Annotated in this window: 15 protein-coding genes; 2 read left to right on the top strand and 13 right to left on the bottom strand. The window is 52.9% G+C overall.

Features of this window, described 5'->3' with window-relative positions; genetic code table 11:
- Positions 1-47: 47 nt before the first annotated feature.
- The 4 genes from glmM to rlmE form a co-directional block, all read right to left on the bottom strand.
- The gene (gene glmM, locus K1Y77_RS01455) at positions 48-1,397 is read right to left on the bottom strand and encodes a phosphoglucosamine mutase (RefSeq protein WP_264018953.1); all 1,350 of its coding nucleotides are present in this window, start codon (positions 1,395-1,397) and stop codon (positions 48-50) included.
- Positions 1,394-2,311, bottom strand: coding sequence for a dihydropteroate synthase (gene folP / locus K1Y77_RS01450; RefSeq protein ID WP_264429965.1), 918 nt, complete (start codon positions 2,309-2,311; stop codon positions 1,394-1,396). The genes glmM and folP overlap by 4 nt, the downstream gene beginning before the upstream one ends.
- 106 nt (positions 2,312-2,417) lie before the next feature.
- Positions 2,418-4,427 (bottom strand): ATP-dependent zinc metalloprotease FtsH, encoded by a 2,010-nt coding sequence (gene ftsH, locus K1Y77_RS01445; RefSeq protein ID WP_264429957.1) that lies wholly within the window; start codon positions 4,425-4,427, stop codon positions 2,418-2,420.
- A gap of 232 nt (positions 4,428-4,659) precedes the next feature.
- On the bottom strand, positions 4,660-5,307 hold the full coding sequence (gene rlmE / locus K1Y77_RS01440; protein WP_030074122.1) for a 23S rRNA (uridine(2552)-2'-O)-methyltransferase RlmE: 648 nt from the start codon (positions 5,305-5,307) through the stop codon (positions 4,660-4,662).
- 114 nt (positions 5,308-5,421) lie between these two features.
- Here rlmE and yhbY point away from each other — a divergent pair, with 114 nt between their 5' ends.
- The gene (gene yhbY, locus K1Y77_RS01435) at positions 5,422-5,748 is read left to right on the top strand and encodes a ribosome assembly RNA-binding protein YhbY (RefSeq protein ID WP_030074123.1); all 327 of its coding nucleotides are present in this window, start codon (positions 5,422-5,424) and stop codon (positions 5,746-5,748) included.
- Between the two features lie 125 nt (positions 5,749-5,873).
- Here the strand turns inward: yhbY and greA are convergent, their stop codons facing one another.
- From greA to grpE, 8 genes are all read right to left on the bottom strand, one after another.
- Positions 5,874-6,350: a transcription elongation factor GreA gene (greA, locus tag K1Y77_RS01430; RefSeq protein ID WP_030074124.1), complete on the bottom strand. Its 477-nt coding sequence runs from the start codon at positions 6,348-6,350 to the stop codon at positions 5,874-5,876.
- Positions 6,347-9,577 (bottom strand): carbamoyl-phosphate synthase large subunit, encoded by a 3,231-nt coding sequence (carB, locus tag K1Y77_RS01425; RefSeq protein ID WP_264429956.1) that lies wholly within the window; start codon positions 9,575-9,577, stop codon positions 6,347-6,349. The genes greA and carB overlap by 4 nt, the downstream gene beginning before the upstream one ends.
- 72 nt (positions 9,578-9,649) lie before the next feature.
- The gene (carA, locus tag K1Y77_RS01420) at positions 9,650-10,795 is read right to left on the bottom strand and encodes a glutamine-hydrolyzing carbamoyl-phosphate synthase small subunit (RefSeq protein ID WP_030074126.1); all 1,146 of its coding nucleotides are present in this window, start codon (positions 10,793-10,795) and stop codon (positions 9,650-9,652) included.
- A 402-nt stretch (positions 10,796-11,197) separates the two neighbouring features.
- Positions 11,198-12,004 carry a 4-hydroxy-tetrahydrodipicolinate reductase gene (gene dapB / locus K1Y77_RS01415; protein ID WP_030074127.1) on the bottom strand — a complete coding sequence of 269 codons (807 nt, stop codon included), beginning with the start codon at positions 12,002-12,004 and terminating at the stop codon, positions 11,198-11,200.
- A gap of 133 nt (positions 12,005-12,137) precedes the next feature.
- On the bottom strand, positions 12,138-12,419 hold the full coding sequence (locus K1Y77_RS01410; protein WP_030074128.1) for a DUF2218 domain-containing protein: 282 nt from the start codon (positions 12,417-12,419) through the stop codon (positions 12,138-12,140).
- Positions 12,420-12,594: 175 nt separating this feature from the next.
- Complete coding sequence (gene dnaJ / locus K1Y77_RS01405) at positions 12,595-13,749, bottom strand: molecular chaperone DnaJ (protein WP_030074129.1); 1,155 nt, start codon at positions 13,747-13,749, stop codon at positions 12,595-12,597.
- A 110-nt stretch (positions 13,750-13,859) separates the two neighbouring features.
- Positions 13,860-15,794 (bottom strand): molecular chaperone DnaK, encoded by a 1,935-nt coding sequence (gene dnaK / locus K1Y77_RS01400; protein WP_030074130.1) that lies wholly within the window; start codon positions 15,792-15,794, stop codon positions 13,860-13,862.
- Positions 15,795-15,965: 171 nt separating this feature from the next.
- A complete protein-coding gene (gene grpE / locus K1Y77_RS01395; RefSeq protein WP_264018956.1) occupies positions 15,966-16,595 on the bottom strand; it encodes a nucleotide exchange factor GrpE in 630 nt (209 codons plus the stop codon).
- A gap of 200 nt (positions 16,596-16,795) precedes the next feature.
- Between grpE and recN the strand changes: the two genes are divergently transcribed.
- The gene (gene recN, locus K1Y77_RS01390; protein ID WP_030074132.1) at positions 16,796-18,469 is read left to right on the top strand and encodes a DNA repair protein RecN; all 1,674 of its coding nucleotides are present in this window, start codon (positions 16,796-16,798) and stop codon (positions 18,467-18,469) included.
- Between the two features lie 121 nt (positions 18,470-18,590).
- Here recN and fur read toward each other — a convergent pair whose 3' ends face one another.
- Positions 18,591-19,043 carry a ferric iron uptake transcriptional regulator gene (fur, locus tag K1Y77_RS01385; RefSeq protein WP_030074133.1) on the bottom strand — a complete coding sequence of 151 codons (453 nt, stop codon included), beginning with the start codon at positions 19,041-19,043 and terminating at the stop codon, positions 18,591-18,593.
- Between the last annotated feature and the right edge of the window lie 43 nt (positions 19,044-19,086).

Below are 19,086 nucleotides of genomic sequence, written 5' to 3'. Positions count from 1 at the left end.
CAGCTTAATTAGTTGAGAACGCTAATTGAGTATGACTGCTTAGCAAGCTAACTGAGCAACGCCTGAACCTGATCAGCAAGTTTATGTGCCAAACGGTCAACATCTAGGTGAGCCCGGCCTTCTACCATGACACGAATAAGCGGTTCAGTGCCCGATGGCCGAAGTAAAACACGGCCCTGGTCGCCTAGTTCACTTTCAAGCGCAGTAACTGCTTCCAGTAACGGCTGTGCTGTCATGACATCTTTTGCATTGGTGCCCGCAGGCAGCCTAACGTTGACCAAGGACTGCGGAACCTTTTCTAACCCCTTAAGCAGTGATAGCAGTGGCTTTTGCTCTCGCACCATCAACGCCAACACCTGCAACGCCGACACAACCCCATCACCGGTCGTTTGAACATGTCCACATACAATATGGCCCGATGATTCGCCGCCTAGCTCCCAGCCATTAGCCGCCATCATTTCCATGACAAAACGATCGCCTACTTTCGCGCGTTGAAAAGGAATTCCCAGCCGCTCCAGCGCCATAGCAAGCCCGAAATTACTCATCAGGGTACCCACTACGCCACCTTCAAGCAGCCCCCGCTCGTGACGGTCTCGGGCAATCAGGTAAAGAATATCGTCACCGTCTACCTCACGGCCATCAGCATCTACCAGTAGCACCCGATCACCATCCCCATCAAAGGCAACGCCTAAATCAGCACCTTGCTGTATGACTGCTGCTCGCAGTGCAGCAGGATGGGTAGAGCCCACCTGATGGTTAATATTCAACCCATCAGGGGCAGCGCCAATCACGCTAACATCGGCACCTAGCTCACGAAATACGTTTGGCGCAATGTGATAGGTAGCACCATGCGCACAATCCAATACAACTTTTAGACCATGCAGGCTAAGGCGATCAGGTAACGTCGATTTGCAGAACTCGATATAGCGCCCAGCAGCATCATCAATACGCGTTGCTTTACCCAGTTGAGCTGCCCCAGCGGTTGTTAGTGGCGCTTCAAGCATTTCCTCGATGCGATCCTCGATTGCATCGGGTAGCTTTTTACCTTCCGCTGAGAAGAACTTAATGCCGTTATCGTCAAACGCATTATGGGAAGCGGAAATCACAATTCCAGCATCGGCACGAAAGGTGCGTGTTAAATAAGCGATACCTGGCGTAGGCATTGGCCCTAACAGTGAAACATCTACACCCGCAGCGGATAGCCCAGCTTCGAGCGCCGACTCAAACATATAGCCGGAAATGCGTGTATCTTTACCAATCAATACGCGGGTACGGCCTTTTTCACGACGCAGCACCTGACCCGCTGCCCAGCCTAGCTTTAGCATAAAATCGGCAGTAATGGGCGCTTGCCCCACCGTACCGCGAATACCATCGGTACCAAAATAACGTCGCGTCATGACGTAACCTCTCTATTTAGGAGCGGCTCACAGCCTTCTTGAAGCACCGCCCAGGCCATATTCACAGCATCTACTGTCGGGCCAACGTCATGCACACGTAAAATGTTAGCACCACGTTCAACTGCCATGGCGGCTAGCGCGAGACCTCCGGCCAGACGCTCTTCCACCGGGCGACCTAACACTTTGCCAATCATGCTTTTCCGCGACATACCTACTAACATTGGCAACCCGAGTGCCTGAAGCTCATTCATGTATTTCAAGAGCCGCAAGTTATGCTCAATGGTTTTGCCAAAACCAAAGCCAGGATCCACCAGCAAACGGCTACGGCGAATTCCGGCCTGCTCGCACAGCGCTATGCGCTCAGCCAGATAGTCAACCACCACTCGCTCAATAGGCTGATCGTAATGCGGCGATTGCTGCATGTCCTGAGGCTCACCTTGGCGATGCATTACACAAATCGGCAGGCTACTGCTTGCCGCAGCACTTAACGCACCTTCTCGCTCTAATGCACGCACATCGTTAATCATACCTGCGCCAAGCGCACTTACTTCGCGCATAACAGCGGGGCTGCTCGTATCAACGGAAACTAGTGCATCTAGCTCGCGCACCAACGCTTCAACCACAGGGAGTACACGATCTAACTCCTCTTGTTCTGAAACGAAGCTGGCTCCAGGGCGGGTTGACTCCCCTCCCACATCGATTATCGCCGCGCCTTCCGCCAGCATTTGCTCAGCATGACGCAGGGCGCTATCTAAGCCAACATGCTGCCCTCCATCCGAGAAAGAGTCGGGGGTAACATTCAAAATACCCATTACTCTTGGAAATGAGAGATCTAGCAAGTGGCGTCCACAACGCAAATGATATGCGCTATCCGCTGCCTGTAAAGGCGATGAAGAGTCAACTATCGGTTTCATGCTGCGGCCTGATAAGAGAAAAACGTTACGGTAACTATTTCACAGCATAACAAAAAGGCGCCCCGCTATGGGACGCCTTGTCTAACATTACTACAGCCCTCGTTAATTACGATCCAGCAGAGCCACCTAACGGATCCGAGGGCCGACGACGAGGCTCGTCATCATCTTCTTCGCCATCCTCACCAGAAGCGCCTGGCGGGGTGTCATCGACCGATTCTCCAGCCTTCACTTCTGGCTTATCATCGCTAACACGTGTGCCACCGCCAGATGAATCACCGTCGTTCCAACCTTCAGGCGGACGCGGATCACGGCCTTCCATAATATCTTTCAGCTGATCGGCGTCGATAGTCTCGTATTTCATTAACGCTTCGGCCATCGCGTCCAGCTTGTCGCGATTATCTTCCAAAATCTGACGTGCCTGCTCGTAACACTCGTCGATAATTTTGCGCACTTCTTTATCGAGACGAGAAGTCGTTTCGCCAGACTTCAGCTTACCGCCACCTTGACCAGGGCCACCAAGGAATTGATGAGATTCATCTTCGTCGTACATGATCGGACCCATTTCACTCGACAGGCCCCACTTAGCAACCATGTTGTGAGCAAGCTCTGTAGCGCGCTTGATGTCATTAGAGGCACCGGTAGTCACACCGTTAGCGCCCAACGTCATCTCTTCAGCAATACGACCACCGAACAGCGAGCAAATTTGGCTAAGAATTTGCTGACGCGACAGACTATAGCGATCCTCTTCCGGCAAGAACATCGTGACACCCAACGCCCGGCCACGTGGGATGATCGTCACTTTGTAAACAGGATCATGCTCAGGGGCAACCAAGCCAATAATGGCATGACCTGATTCGTGATACGCGGTGTTGAGCTTCTCTTTATCGGTCATGACCATCGATTTGCGCTCAGCGCCCATCATGATCTTATCTTTAGCAAGCTCCAGCTCTTCCATGGCAACCAAGCGCTTATTACGACGGGCCGCAAACAGTGCTGCCTCATTCACCAAGTTTGCAAGGTCCGCGCCAGAGAAGCCCGGAGTACCGCGTGCAATCAGCTGCGGCTTAACATCATCAGCCAGCGGCACTTTGCGTAGATGAACACCCAAAATGTGCTCACGACCACGAATATCCGGCAAACCAACGGTCACCTGACGGTCAAAACGACCTGGGCGCAACAGCGCAGGGTCAAGCACGTCAGGACGGTTAGTCGCGGCAATCACAATAACGCCTTCGTTAGCCTCAAAACCGTCCATCTCAACTAGCAGCTGGTTAAGCGTTTGCTCACGCTCATCATTACCGCCGCCCATACCTGCACCGCGCGAACGACCAACCGCATCAATTTCGTCAATAAAGATAATACAAGGTGCTTGTTTCTTGGCCTGCTCGAACATATCACGAACGCGTGAAGCACCGACGCCCACAAACATCTCAACAAAATCTGAACCGGAGATCGAGAAAAACGGCACCTTGGCTTCACCGGCAATCGACTTGGCCAGCAGCGTTTTACCCGTTCCTGGGGGACCTACCATCAATACACCACGAGGGATTGTTCCACCCAGGCGCTGAAACTTGGTCGGATCGCGCAAGAAATCTACCAGCTCTTCAACTTCTTCTTTTGCTTCGTCACAACCTGCAACATCAGCAAACGTCGTTTTAATCTGATCCTGCGACAGCAGTTTAGCTTTAGATTTGCCGAAGCTCATCGGGCCGCCTTTACCGCCACCAGCACCACCCTGCATTTGGCGCATAAAGAACATAAAGATGGCCAAGATGAGCAGGATCGGGAAGCTAGCAATCAGCAAACGTGTCCAGATGCTTTGCTGCTCAGGCTCTTTACCAACCACTGTCACGTTATTACTTAACAAATCATCCATCAGCTTGGGGTCTTCCGCCGCTGGACGAATGGTCTGGAACTGGGAGCCGTCCGTTCGCTCACCAATGATGGTATAGCCATCAATCGTGACACTACGCACCTGCTGATTTTGCACCTGCTGCACAAACTGAGAATAGTTAGTGGTTTGCGGTGCACTTTCTGTACTGAAATTGTTGAACACTGTCAGTAGAACGGCCGCAATGACCAACCACAGAATCAGGTTCTTCGCCATATCGTTCAAGGGGCTACCCTCATTACAAGAATCCGTCAGTTAACCGTCAATACTCAGACCTTACACTAGAGCTTAACGTTCAACCATTGCCAAAGCACATTTTGCTTTGGGCCATCTGTGTCACGCACGTCCAACCTGCATAATGTGACACAATTTGCGCCTGCCTGTCTGGCAATCGCACTGATAAATCTTTGCTATTACTCGCCAGCTTGCCTGACCGCCAGCGCATATTTACGTTACGTTAACCGCGAAATCCTTCCGCTAAGAAATAAACCTCCCGCGAACGCGCCCTTGAGGCATCCGGCTTGCGAGTAACCACTCGATCAAAGCTATTTCGAAGCTCTTTCAAATAGGTATCAAACCCTTCACCTTGAAAAACTTTTGCCAAGAAGCGCCCACCCGTTGGCAACGTTTCTCGCGCAAGCTCTAAAGCCAGTTCAACAAGATACATCGCCTGAGGCTGATCAATTGCTGCCATACCACTCATATTGGGGGCCATGTCAGACATCACAAGGTCTACTTGGCGATTTCCTAAACGCTCTAGAATCGCATTAAGCACGCTTTCCTCAGTAAAATCACCCTGAACAAAGTCAACACCGGCCAGCGCATCCATCTCCAGGATATCTGACGCTATCACGATACCATCAGGCCCCACCTTTTCTGCGGCAATTTGACTCCACCCACCAGGGGCAGCGCCTAGGTCAATGACGGTCATACCTGGGCGAAACAACTTATCTTTTTCATCAAGTTCAAGCAGCTTATAGCTTGCCCGAGAGCGATAGCCATCTTGCCAGCGTTGCTTAACGTACTGGTCGTCAAAGTGTTCTTTCTTCCAGTTATTGCTGGTTTTGCTCACTGAATGTTTACGGCTTGGGGGCTTTTGCTGCATGTGGGAATCTAACACTGGAATAAGAGATGGGCACATTAAAGCGATTGCTTTCACTTAACGGCTTTTCACCGTAAGATGGAGCGTTAAGCGCTAACCGGGATACCGCAAGATACCATGAGCTTGTCACAGGCACAAAAGAAAGCATTTCGTAGCATTGGCCACCACCTTAATCCGGTGGTCACCGTTTCTGAAAACGGCGTCTCTGAAAATCTGCTCGCAGAACTCAGCCGCGCACTCAATGATCACGAGCTCATTAAAGTGAAGCTCGCTATTGCAGAGCGGGATGACCGCGTCGCAATGCTCAACGAGCTCGTCGCCGACAGTCACGCTGAGCTAGTACAAACCATTGGCAAAATGGCGCTGCTTTATCGCCGTAACCCAAAGGTAAACCCCAAGCTTTCCAACATCACGCGTTTTGAAAACCACCACGGACGGCATTAACCTGCACGTGACTCGTTAAAGAATGCATGACACTAAAAGGCCCGTGACATCATCGTCACGGGCCTTTTAGTGTGTCTGGATCGCAGGCGCCATAAAGACGCCTGCCCCTGCGTCACAGCGGTAAATCAGAGGTGTTCAACACTCTCAATTTCGTACTCAACATCGCCACCTGGGGTTTTCACCACCACCACATCGCCTTCTTCTTTGCCAATCATCGCTCGGGCGATAGGCGAGGTCACAGAAATGCGCCCCTCTTTTATATTGGCCTCATCTTCACCAACAATGCGGTAGGTAACACTAGCGTCGCTATCCAGGTTCAGCAAAGAGACGGTAACGCCAAAGATCACCTTGCCGGTTTTCGGCAGCTTGGTAACGTCAATTACCTGGGCACCTGAAAGCTTGCTCTCAATTTCCTGGATACGGCCTTCAATAAACCCTTGCTGCTCACGAGCGGCGTGGTATTCGGCATTCTCTTTGAGATCACCGTGTTCACGCGCTTCAGCAATAGCAGCTATCACTTGGGGGCGTGCTTCGCTCTTCAAGTGATTAAGCTCTTCGCGAAGACTTTTTTCTCCCGCTACCGTCATCGGGACCTTGTTCATTGACTTGCTCCTGCATGCAGATCCTGAAGGCGCCGCACCGTAATCTCCCTACCGTACTCAAGCGCCATGCAAACAGCATTAGCGCCCGCCAAGGTGGTCGCATAGGGCACCTTGCGCGCGAGAGCAGTACGGCGAATAATTGAAGAGTCGTTAATAGCCTGACGACCTTCAGTCGTGTTCACGATGTAGGCGATTTCGTCGTTCTTCAGCAGATCGACGATATGGGGACGGCCTTCGTAGACTTTATTGACGTGCTCCACTTCCAGTCCAGCAGCTTCAAGTGCTGCCGCTGTACCGCGCGTTGCACATAGTGTGAAGCCCAATGTTAGCAGAGAACGCGCCACTTCGATAATCCCTTGCTTGTCGGGCTCGCGTACCGAAAGGAACGCTTTGCGGTCACCATCCAAAGCCGGAATAGCTTCGCCAGCACCCAATTGCGCCTTGAAGAAGGCTTCTGCAAAGGTATCGCCAGAGCCCATTACTTCACCCGTCGACTTCATCTCGGGCGACAGAATCGGATCAACACCTTGGAACTTATTAAACGGGAAGACTGCCTCTTTAACGCTGTAGAAATGTGGGATGATTTCGCGCTCAAAGCCCTGCTCGGCAAGTGTTTTACCCGCCATGCAGCGCGCCGCAATTTGCGCAAGCGACGTGCCAATGCACTTAGACACAAACGGCACGGTACGCGAAGCTCGGGGGTTGACCTCAATGACATAAATCTCGCCATGCTGCCACGCCAGCTGGACGTTCATCAGGCCTTTCACGCCCAGCTCAACGGCCATTTTCTTGACCTGCTCGCGCATTTCATCCTGCACTTCGGCAGGCAGCGAGTAAGGCGGCAGCGCACAGGCGGAGTCACCAGAGTGAACACCCGCTTGCTCAACGTGTTGCATAATGCCGCCAATCACCACCTGCTGACCGTCAGATACAGCGTCGATATCAATCTCAATCGCTGCACTCAAGAAGTGATCAAGCAGGACGGGGGAGTCGTTAGACACCTTCACCGCATTGGTCATGTAGTTTTCAAGTTCAGAGGCATCATAAACGATCTCCATCGCCCGTCCACCCAGCACGTAGCTAGGACGAACCACCAACGGATAGCCAATCGCCTCTGCCTTGGAAAACGCCTCTTCAAAGCTACGGGCGGTCGCATTGGGCGGTTGTTTCAAACCTAGCTTGTCGATCATCACCTGGAAGCGCTCGCGATCTTCGGCGCGGTCGATGGCATCCGGTGTGGTACCGATAATCGGCACGCCCGCCGCCTCAAGCTCGCGGGCCAGCTTCAGCGGGGTTTGACCGCCGAACTGCACAATCACACCTACCGGCTTCTCCTTGTCGGCAATTTCCAACACATCTTCCAGCGTCACCGGCTCAAAGTAGAGACGATCAGAGGTGTCGTAGTCGGTAGAAACGGTTTCCGGGTTGCAATTGACCATGATGGTTTCATAGCCATCATCGCGCATGGCGAAAGCGGCATGCACACAGCAGTAATCAAACTCGATGCCTTGACCGATACGGTTCGGACCACCACCCAGGACCATAATTTTCTGGCGATCCGACACATCCGCTTCGCACTCCTCTTCATAGGTGGAGTACATGTAAGCAGTGTCGGAGGCAAATTCCGCCGCACAAGTGTCGACACGTTTATAAACTGGACGAATGCCCGCTGCCTGACGCGTTTTGCGGAACTCCTTTTCAGCTACACCAAGCAGCTTGGCCAAACGCGCATCACCAAAGCCTTTACGCTTTAGTTGGTACAGCTCGCGGGCAGAGAAATCGGCCAGGGCGCGCTTGGCGACGGCATTTTCAGTCAACACCAGGTCTTCCAACTGCACCAGGAACCAAGGGTCGATATTGGTTAGCGCAAATACCTCATCGACACTCATTCCCGAGCGCATAGCGTCAGCGATGTAGAAAATACGCTCAGCACCGGCGGCCTGCAGCTCGCCCTGAATGATCGCCATGTTGTCTGGCGTGAAATCGGTGATGATCGGATCAAGGCCATCGTTACCGGTCTCAAGCCCGCGCAGCGCTTTCTGCAGCGACTCTTGGAAGGTACGACCAATTGCCATCACTTCACCCACTGACTTCATCTGGGTGGTCAGACGGTCGTTTGCCTGGGGGAATTTTTCGAAGGTAAAGCGCGGAATCTTAGTGACGACATAATCGATTGATGGCTCAAACGATGCGGGCGTGCGACCACCGGTAATATCGTTTTGCAGCTCGTCCAAGGTGTAACCCACCGCCAGTTTCGCGGCAATTTTGGCAATCGGGAAACCCGTGGCCTTAGAGGCCAGCGCCGACGAGCGCGATACCCGCGGGTTCATCTCGATAACCACCAGACGGCCGGTTTTCGGATCCATACCAAATTGTACGTTGGAGCCACCGGTTTCCACACCAATCTCGCGCAGTACCGCAAGGCTGGCATCACGCATGATTTGGTACTCTTTGTCAGTCAGCGTTTGCGCTGGCGCGACGGTAATCGAGTCACCGGTGTGAACGCCCATCGGGTCGAAGTTTTCAATCGCACAGACAATGATGCAGTTGTCATTCTTATCCCGCACCACTTCCATCTCGTACTCTTTCCAACCCAGCAGCGACTCATCAATCAATAGCTCGTGGTTGTTGGAAAGCTCGAAACCGCGAGTACAGATCTCTTCGAACTCTTCTTTGTTATACGCCACACCGCCGCCGGAGCCGCCCATGGTGTAAGAAGGACGAATAATGGTCGGGAAGCCGAGCTCCGCCTGAATTTCCCAGGCCTCGTCCATGGTGTGCGCCACTTTCGCTTTCGGACACTCCAAACCAATACGCTTCATGGCTTGATCGAACAGATCGCGGTCTTCAGCCATGTTAATCGCATCAGCGTTGGCACCGATCATCTCGACGCTGTACTTTTCCAGTACGCCATGCTTTTCCAGGTCAAGCGCACAGTTGAGCGCTGTCTGGCCACCCATGGTGGGTAAAATCGCATCAGGGCGCTCGACCTCAATGATCTTTTCCACCGCTTGCCAGGTAATTGGCTCGATGTAGGTTGCATCGGCCATAGCCGGGTCGGTCATGATGGTGGCTGGGTTGGAGTTAACCAAAATAACTCGGAACCCCTCTTCACGCAGCGCTTTACACGCTTGGGCGCCGGAGTAGTCAAACTCGCAGGCCTGGCCGATGACAATCGGGCCAGCGCCAATGATAAGAATGCTGTTGATATCGGTACGCTTAGGCATAACGGTTCCCGCAAAATAGGTGACGATGAGCGACAAAAAAACGGCGTTACATGGCTGCTATCAAAGGCAGCGTTAGCGGCGCGCCTGCATCATGGCAATAAAGCGATCAAATAGCGGCGCCACATCGCGCGGGCCGGGGCTGGCTTCCGGGTGACCCTGGAAGCTAAACGCCGGGCGGTCAGTGCGCTCAATCCCTTGCAGCGTGCCATCAAACAGCGAACGGTGCGTAGCGCGCACGTTGGCTGGCAGAGTCGCTTCATCGGCGGCAAAGCCGTGGTTTTGGCTGGTAATCATAACCGTGCCGGTGTCTAGGTCTTGCACCGGATGGTTGGCGCCGTGGTGGCCGTGGCCCATCTTCACGGTTTTGGCACCCGAGGCCAGCGCCAGCAACTGGTGACCAAGGCAGATACCAAATACCGGCGTGTTGGTTTCCAATACTTCCTGAATCGCTTTGATAGCGTAGTCACAAGGCTCGGGGTCACCCGGGCCGTTAGCCAGAAAGACACCATCCGGATTCATTGCCAGCACGTCAGCAGCAGGCGTTTGTGCTGGCACAACCGTCAACCGGCAGCCACGCGCGGCCAGCATGCGTAGAATGTTAAATTTCACGCCGTAATCAAACGCCACCACGTGATAAGGGCGCTCGCCTTGCGTCGTATCTGCGTAACCCTCGCCCAGGGTCCACTCGCCTTGTGTCCATTCGTAAGCCTCTTTGCACGAGACCTCTTTGGCCAGATCCATGCCCTTCAACCCAGGAAATGCCTTCGCTGCCGCTAGCGCCCGCTCTACCGCATCATCGCCCTCTGCTTCTGCACCCGCCAGAATCGCGCCGTTTTGCGCGCCTTTATCGCGCAGAATACGCGTTAAGCGGCGGGTATCGATATCCGCAATGCCCAGCACATTTTGGCTTTTCAGATAATCGGAAAGGCTTTGCTCTGAACGGAAGCTGCTGGCTAGCAGAGGTAAATCACGAATCACCAGGCCCGCTGCGGCAATCGATGCCGATTCCACATCTTCAGAATTAATGCCGGTATTGCCGATATGGGGATAGGTCAACGTGACGATTTGGCGGGTATAAGAGGGGTCAGTGAGGATTTCCTGGTAGCCGGTCATGGCTGTATTGAACACCACCTCACCGCTTGTGACGCCCTCCGCGCCAATGGCTATGCCATGAAACACACTGCCATCTTCCAGGGCCAATATCGCGGGTTTGCTCAATGCGGGGTTATTCAAGACAAGTTCTCCCATGCTGGTGGGAGCCTGTGGGCGCAGGCTCGGCGATCCGGTTTGTCGGCGTTTGCGTGCAAACGTCGGGTCGTAAAAAAGCGGGACGAAGCCGATAGTAAAAAATCGGTTTCATCCCGCTTGTTGTTCTCTTCCGTGGCGTTTAGCCATGGCGCAGCATTTAGCTGACTATTTTTTCTAACCGAAGGCCAGTGCAACAAGCGCGGTGCTTTCTCTACATGTACATCTTCAACGCCTATTGGCGTGTGTTCAATGCAGATTTGTTGCTGCTTTTTGCAGCCACTGGGCCAAAATTTTTGGAATGTTACAGGATTTACCGACTTTAGGCTAGCCCTTTATTGTCACGCTAGCACCTGGGGTCGCTCTGACAATACCTTAGCTTAGCTCCAATACATCCTGCATATCGTAACGGCCATGCGCTTTGTCGGCGACCCAACGGGCGGCACGTACCGCGCCTTTGGCAAAGGTCATACGACTAGAGGCTTTATGGGTAATCTCGATACGCTCACCTTCTGTCGCAAACATCACCGTATGCTCACCAACGATGTCGCCAGCACGTACAGTGGCAAAGCCAATCTCTTTGTCGGTGCGCGGGCCACACTGCCCTACCCGTTCAAAAACACCATGCTCTTTTAGCGTGCGGCCAATGCTCTCTGCGACCACTTCACCCATCTTAATCGCGGTGCCGGAAGGCGCATCCACTTTATGACGGTGGTGAGCTTCGATCACTTCAATATCGTAGCCTTCATCACCAAGAGCTTTAGCCGCTGTTTCGAGCAGCTTAAGGGTTAGATTAACGCCTACGCTCATGTTGGGTGCAAATACCATGGCAACTTTATCACGGTAGCTATCCAGCTCGGCTAGCTCGTCATCGCTCATCCCGGTAGTGCCAATCACAATGCGCTTGCCGTGTTCAGCGCAGAACGCCAAATTTGCCAAGGTGACCTGCGGCGCAGTGAAATCGATCAGCACGTCGAAGTCATCTACGATTGCGGCGAGAGAATCTACCGCCACTACGCCGCGTTTGCCAACGCCCGCCAGCTCACCGATGTCCGCACCTGCCAAGGAACTACCTGGCTCAACGATGCCACCTGCTAGCGAGGTATCCGCCTGCTGTTCTACCGCATTTACTAAGGTACGGCCCATACGGCCTGCTACGCCTACAATGGCAATTCGGGTCATGGAAACTCCTGCGCGTGCGTCGTTCAGCACCCAGCTTGATATAAGAAAGCCACGGGTTAAAAGGGGTCAAGATTATAACAGACCCCTCTTAATGATGCGGCGCTTAAGGGAACGCACCGCTACTTTGAACGAATTAGTTCTCCCAAACGATTTCCAGCGGTTCATCATTGGCCATACGAACAAGATGACTCTCCACCACGCCCTCTAACTGGTCTAAGTGGTTCTCTTCCAGCGTCTCAAGAGAAACAATCAGGCGATCCGGCTCGGCATGCATTAAGCAAGTTCCATTGGCAAAGGTGATTTTGGCTTCCTGTTCTCCATGCTCAACCTCAAGCTTGTGCGCCCAATGTTTGCACAAACGGTTAATCAAGCGCTCGCCAGAAGAGGTGATGATTTCGGCACGGGATAACGGCATCGTATGCTCTCCATAAAGTTTACGAATAAGTTCTCACTAGCGTAATCCTCTCAATAGAAACCGCAAAGCACAGAAAAAGAATTATTTGCGCTACCCTTCCCCAACCAACCGGCAATAAAAACGCCCCAACACACGAAGGTGATGGGGCGTTGAGCTGCCGTGAAGTGAATTGCCGTTACGGCTTCATATCTTCAAAAAACTTCTTCACGCTGTCGAAAAAGCCGGTCTTCTTCGGCGAATGGCTGTGACTATTGCTGCCATCAAAGCTCTCTTGCAGCTGACGAAGCAAATCTTTCTGCTCGTCGTTGAGATTAACCGGCGTTTCCAATACCACCTTGCACAGCAAGTCACCCGCTGCGCCGCCGCGTACCGGCTTCACGCCTTTACCACGTAACCTGAAGAGTTTACCGGTTTGGGTTTCCGGCGGAATCTTCAGCTTCACACGGCCATCTAGCGTAGGTACTTCAAGCTCACCACCTAATGCAGCATCAACAAAGTTGATCGGCACGTCACACTGTAAGTGTTTGCCATCGCGCTGGAAGATGTGGTGCGGCTTAATAGCGACCTGAACGTACAGATCACCAGGCGGGCCACCGTTAATGCCACTCTCACCTTCGCCGTTCAGGCGAATGCGATCACCGGTATCGACACCCGGCGGAATCTTCACCGATAGCGTGCGCGTTTCCCGTACACGGCCTTCGCCGTTACATTTGTGGCATGGTACTTTAATGTGCTGGCCACTACCGTGACAGGTCGGGCAGGTTTGCTGAACCGCAAAAAAGCCTTGCTGCATACGCACTTGGCCATGGCCATGGCACGTAGGGCAAGTTTCTTTGCTAGAACCTGGCTCGGCACCTTCACCATCGCAGCGGTCACACTCAATATGACGTGGCACACGGATATCAACAGTTGTGCCAGAAACTGCGTTTTCCAGATCAAGTTCTAGGTTGTAGCGAAGGTCGCTACCACGAGCAGGGGCGTTAGGGCCACGACGACGGCCACCACCGCCACCAAAGATATCGCCAAACACATCGCCAAAGATGTCGCTGAAATCGCCAGCGCCACCACCACCGAACCCGCCACCGCCAAAGCCACCGCCTTGGCCGTCTACACCGGCGTGACCAAACTGGTCATATGCCGCGCGCTTTTCGCCATCGCTTAAGACTTCGTATGCTTCTGACACTTCGCGGAATTTTTCCGCTGACGTGTTATCGTCCGGGTTTCGATCAGGGTGGAATTTTTGCGCCAAGCGGCGGTAGGCCTTTTTGATCTCTTTCTGATCGGCCCCTTTTTCGACACCCAGGACTTCGTAATAATCGCGTTTGGACATGGGTCCTACGCCTCCTGGTTAGCTACGCACTTAATTAGGCGTCTGTTGCGGAAACAGCAACGCGGGAGTTGTCTCCCGCGTCACCGCATTCCTTAGCAGATAGAGGTGATTTACTGCTTCTTCTTGTCGTCGTTGACTTCTTCATACTCAGCGTCAACCACGTCATCCTCTGGCTTAGTGCTAGTATTTTCAGCACTTTCGCCGTCCGCCTGTTGAGCAGCTTCAGCCTGCTCGGCGTACATTTTCTGCGCTAACTTACCAGACACTTCGGTCAGTGCATCCAGTTTCTGCTGGATGTTGTCCTGATCGTCAGTCTTCACTGCTTCTTCCAGCTCGCTAATTGCGCTCTCGATGGCTTGTTTCTCGTCATCAGTCGCTTTATCGCCCGCTTCTTGCACGGTTTTACGAGTGGCGTGAATCATGCCATCTGCTTGGTTACGCAGCTGCACTAGCGCTTCGAACTTCTTATCTTCGTCCGCGTGTGCTTCCGCATCGCGTACCATTTGCTCGATCTCTTCATCCGTGAGACCGCTGGACGCTTTAATGACAATCGACTGCTCTTTATTAGTCGCCTTGTCTTTGGCTGATACGTTCAGAATGCCGTTGGCATCCAGATCAAAGGCCACTTCAATCTGCGGCACACCACGCGGTGCTGGCGGAATGTCTGCAAGGTCAAAACGACCCAGCGACTTATTCTGCGCAACTTGCTTACGCTCACCCTGCACGACGTGAATCGTTACTGCCGTTTGGTTATCATCCGCCGTAGAGAAGGTTTGTGTCTTCTTCGTGGGGATGGTGGTGTTTTTGTCGATCAACGGTGTCATTACGCCGCCTAGGGTTTCGATACCTAGGGTTAGCGGCGTCACATCTAGCAGCAGTACGTCTTTTACGTCGCCGCCAAGTACACCGCCCTGAATCGCCGCACCAACAGCAACCGCTTCATCAGGGTTAACGTCTTTACGCGCTTCTTTGCCGAAGAAATCAGCGGCTTTCTTCTGCACCATCGGCATGCGCGTCTGGCCACCGACCAGAATCACTTCGTCGATTTCAGATGCAGACAAACCAGCATCTTTCAGCGCCATTTTGCACGGGTCGAGCGAGCGCTGTACCAGATCTTCAACCAATGACTCCAACTTGGCACGTGTCACCTTCACGTTAAGGTGTTTCGGGCCAGTATTGTCAGCGGTGATATACGGCAGATTAACATCTGTCTGCTGTGCACTAGAAAGCTCAATTTTGGCTTTCTCGGCCGCTTCTTTCAGACGCTGCATAGCCAAGTTGTCGCCAGACAGGTCCATACCGCTATCCGCTTTGAACTGGTCAACTAAATAGTTGATCAGCGCCAAGTCGAAATCTTCACCGCCCAGGAAGGTGTCGCCGTTGGTGGCCAACACTTCAAACTGGGTTTCGCCGTCAACGTCTGCCACTTCGATAATAGAAATATCGAAAGTACCGCCACCCAGGTCGTATACCGCGATGGTTTTATCACCACGGGATTTGTCCATACCGTAAGCTAATGCGGCAGCAGTCGGCTCGTTAATGATGCGCTTAACATCAAGACCGGCAATACGGCCCGCATCTTTAGTTGCCTGACGCTGGCTGTCGTTAAAGTACGCAGGTACGGTAATAACCGCTTCAGTTACTGCTTCACCGAGATAGTCTTCGGCGGTTTTCTTCATTTTCTTCAGCACTTCCGCGCTTACCTGCGGCGGTGCCATTTTTTTACCTTTTACTTCAACCCAAGCATCACCGTTATCAGCTTCGGTGATTTTGTAAGGCACCATTTTGATGTCTTTTTGTACGACATCATCTTTAAAGCGACGGCCAATCAGGCGCTTAATCGCGTAAAGGGTGTTTTCAGGATTGGTGACGGCCTGACGTTTTGCTGCCTGGCCTACCAGCGTCTCACCATCGTCGGTGTAGGCAATAATGGAAGGCGTAGTGCGGCCACCTTCGGCATTTTCAATTACTTTAGCGCTGTCACCATCGAGCACTGCCACACAAGAGTTGGTGGTGCCCAGATCGATACCAATAATGCGTCCCATAGCAAAAACCTCGAATTCGGTTGTTACAAAACTGATGTTTGAAAGCTGATGTCAAAAAATCTGCTTTTTGAAACTTAAAGCGTCTGCGGGTTTTCCCGCGGGTTGCCCTTTATTTGGGGGCCGCTTGCAGCATTTCAAGGGGCTTTTTTTTTGCTTTGTGTCAACCAATGATTAATTGGCTTTTTGGCTGACTACCACCATCGCTGGGCGAACTAGGCGACCGTTAAGCAAATAACCCTTCTGCATCACTTCCATGACGGTATTGGGTTCAAGCTCGGGATTCGGCACCATCGCCATCGCTTCGTGAACCTGCGGGTCAAAGGGCTCACCCTGAGGCTCAACGCTTTCCACGCCAAATTTATTCAATACGCCTAACTGCATTTTAAGGGTCATGGAAACGCCCTCACGATGAACGTCAGAGGCTCCGTCTTCCATGCTCTCTAGGGCTTTTTCCAGACTATCAACAACGGGCAATAGCTCTTTGACAAATTTCTCTAAAGCAAATTTGCGCGCTTTTTCAGCTTCTTGCTCAGCCCGGCGACGCACGTTTTGAGCTTCAGCAGCGGCACGTAGCGCTTGGTCTTTAGCTTCCGCCAAGCTCTGCTCAAGCTCTTCCACCTGAGCGGCTAGCATATCGGCTTCTGGGTTTCCTACGTCGCCCTCTAGCGCCGCGTCTTCCTCGATCAACCCTTCCAGCTCACCTTCAATCAGGCGCTCTTCAGCCGCTTGCTCGGTGACTTCTGCCTCTTGCTCTTGGCGGGCCAGCTCATCTTCTAATGGGGTTTGCGGTTCTTTTGCCATGCCTAGCTCCTGAAAAATATGCAGCGGTGGCATTAACGGCCACCTCGGTTAAGTAACGAGTATTAACCACGTATGAACGCTATATGGGGGCCATAAAAGCCATCTCAAGAGGGGCATTGAAGTGAGTTATAGACTACTGTATAAAACAACAATTATTGGATAAGTATCCAGCTTCTGTGCCGCACGCCTCAGGAGGCCTTATGCTTACGCAGCTAGCAATCCAAGATTACGCTATTGTCGACCGCCTTGAACTCGACCTAACCCGCGGCATGACGGCGATCACTGGGGAAACCGGGGCAGGCAAATCAATTTTACTCGGCGCCCTTGGCCTATGTTTAGGTGAGCGTGCCGACGCCGGCAGCGTGCGCCACGGACGTGAACGCACCGACCTTTCCGCTCGTTTTGATATTCAGCACCTGCCCGCTGCCACCGAGTGGTTGACTGCTCGTGAGCTGCCTGCTGACGAGTGCTTATTGCGCCGCGTAGTGACGGCCAGTGGTCGCTCCAAAGCGTGGATCAATGGCCACCCCGCCACCATCGCTGATCTAAAATCGCTGGGCGAGCAGCTGATCCAAATCCACGGGCAGCATGCCCATCAGGCACTTATGCGTGAAGAAACCCACCTTGCTCTGCTAGATGATTATGCAGGGCTGCGTGAGCAAAGCCAGCTGCTGGCTGAAACGTTCCGCGAATGGCGCAGCGCCCGTCGTCGATTAAAAAAACTCAGCGAAGAAGGCAGCGAAGTTGAAGCAAAACGCCAGTTGTTACGCTACCAAGTAGAAGAGCTCGATCAACTTGGATTGGCAGAAGGTGAGCTACAAACACTCGAAGAAGAACAGCATACCCTTGCCCATGCGGAAGAGACACTACGTGAAACCCAGTTTGCCGCCGACTGCTGCGCGAGCGACGAAGGCGGTGCTCTGTCGCTGTTAAACCAAGCTTATGCCCATTTAAGCGCGCTACCCGGCAGTGATAAAGGCACGCTGGCCAACACCTTGGCGATGCTTAGCGATGCGCGCATTCAAGTAGAAGAAGCTTCCAGCGAACTTAATCGTCTTGCCAGCACTACCGAGCTAGACCCAGAGCGCTTAGCTTGGGTAGAAGAGCGTCTGGGCGACGTTCATCGCATTGCGCGCAAGCACCACGTGGCCCCAGAAGAGATTTGCGCACTGCACACCAGGCTCAGCCAAGAAGTTGCTCAGTTGGAAGCCAGTGACGACGACTTAGAATCACTAAGTAACCACGTCGCCGAGTGCCGCGAGCGCTACCGTAAAGATGCTAAGCAGATGAGCGAAGTGCGTCAAAAAGCCGCTGCGTGCTTAAGCAAAGAAGTGCAGCAGCAGCTGGCTTTCCTGGCCATGGGTAAAGCACGTTTTGAGGTAGCAGTCACTCCGCGTGAAACACCAACGCCAGAAGGCCTCGATCACGTTCAGTTCCTGATCAGCGCTAACCCCGGCCAGCCTGCTAGACCGCTCACTAAAGTTGCTTCGGGCGGTGAGCTATCGCGTATCAGCCTTGCCATACAAGTTGTTGCCGCCTCGCACTCCACCATTCCCAGTCTAGTATTCGATGAAGTAGACGTGGGTATCTCAGGAGCAACGGCCGAAATTGTGGGGCAACTGCTACGCAAGCTCGGCGAAAACGGTCAAGTAATGACAGTCACACACCTGCCTCAGGTAGCCGCACAGGCGCATCAACACCTACATATCGAAAAACGCGCCAAGCGGGATAGTACGCTGACCCAGATGGCCCTACTGGACGAGCGTGGACGGGTTAGTGAACTCGCCCGCATGTTGGGTGGCGTAACTCTCTCGGACCAAACACTCGCTCACGCTAGAGAAATGCTACACGCTAGCCAGCGACCACCGCATTAAGCTTTTTTTAAACGCTAGGTTTTAAACGCTAGGCGTAAAAATAAAGCGACCAAGCATAAAAACGCCCCCAGGGCGCGAATGAAATATCACTCGCACCCTGAGGGCGCTTTATTTAACACGACTATTTCCTATTTGTAGGGCCACTGTCCTGTCGCGTTACGTCCGACCCACGGGGGCGTACATAAAGCACCAGTGCATGGTCCACAAGTTCGTAGCCGTGCTCTTCAGCAATCTCTTGCTGACGACGCTCGATGATTTCATCGACAAACTCAATGATTTCACCGCTCTCTAAACACACCATATGGTCGTGGTGGTCTTCTTGAGTCATCTCGAACACCGCATGGCCACCATCAAAATTATGACGGATCACCAAGCCCGCTGATTCAAACTGAGTCAGCACGCGGTACACGGTAGCCAAGCCAACATCCTCGCCCGCATCAATCAGTGTTTTATACACTTCTTCTGCGCTAAGGTGGTGTTGACCCGAAGCATTTTCGAGAATCTGCAGGATCTTGACGCGCGGCAGGGTCACTTTCAGCCCGGCTTTGCGCAGTTCATGGTTCTGATCGGCCATGGTTGCTCTTCGCAGTAACAGGTTAGGTCGGGTATGATCGACC

The organism is Halomonas qaidamensis, from assembly GCF_025917315.1.
GTDB lineage: Bacteria > Pseudomonadota > Gammaproteobacteria > Pseudomonadales > Halomonadaceae > Vreelandella > Vreelandella qaidamensis.
This window is presented reverse-complemented; position numbering and strand designations above follow the sequence as displayed.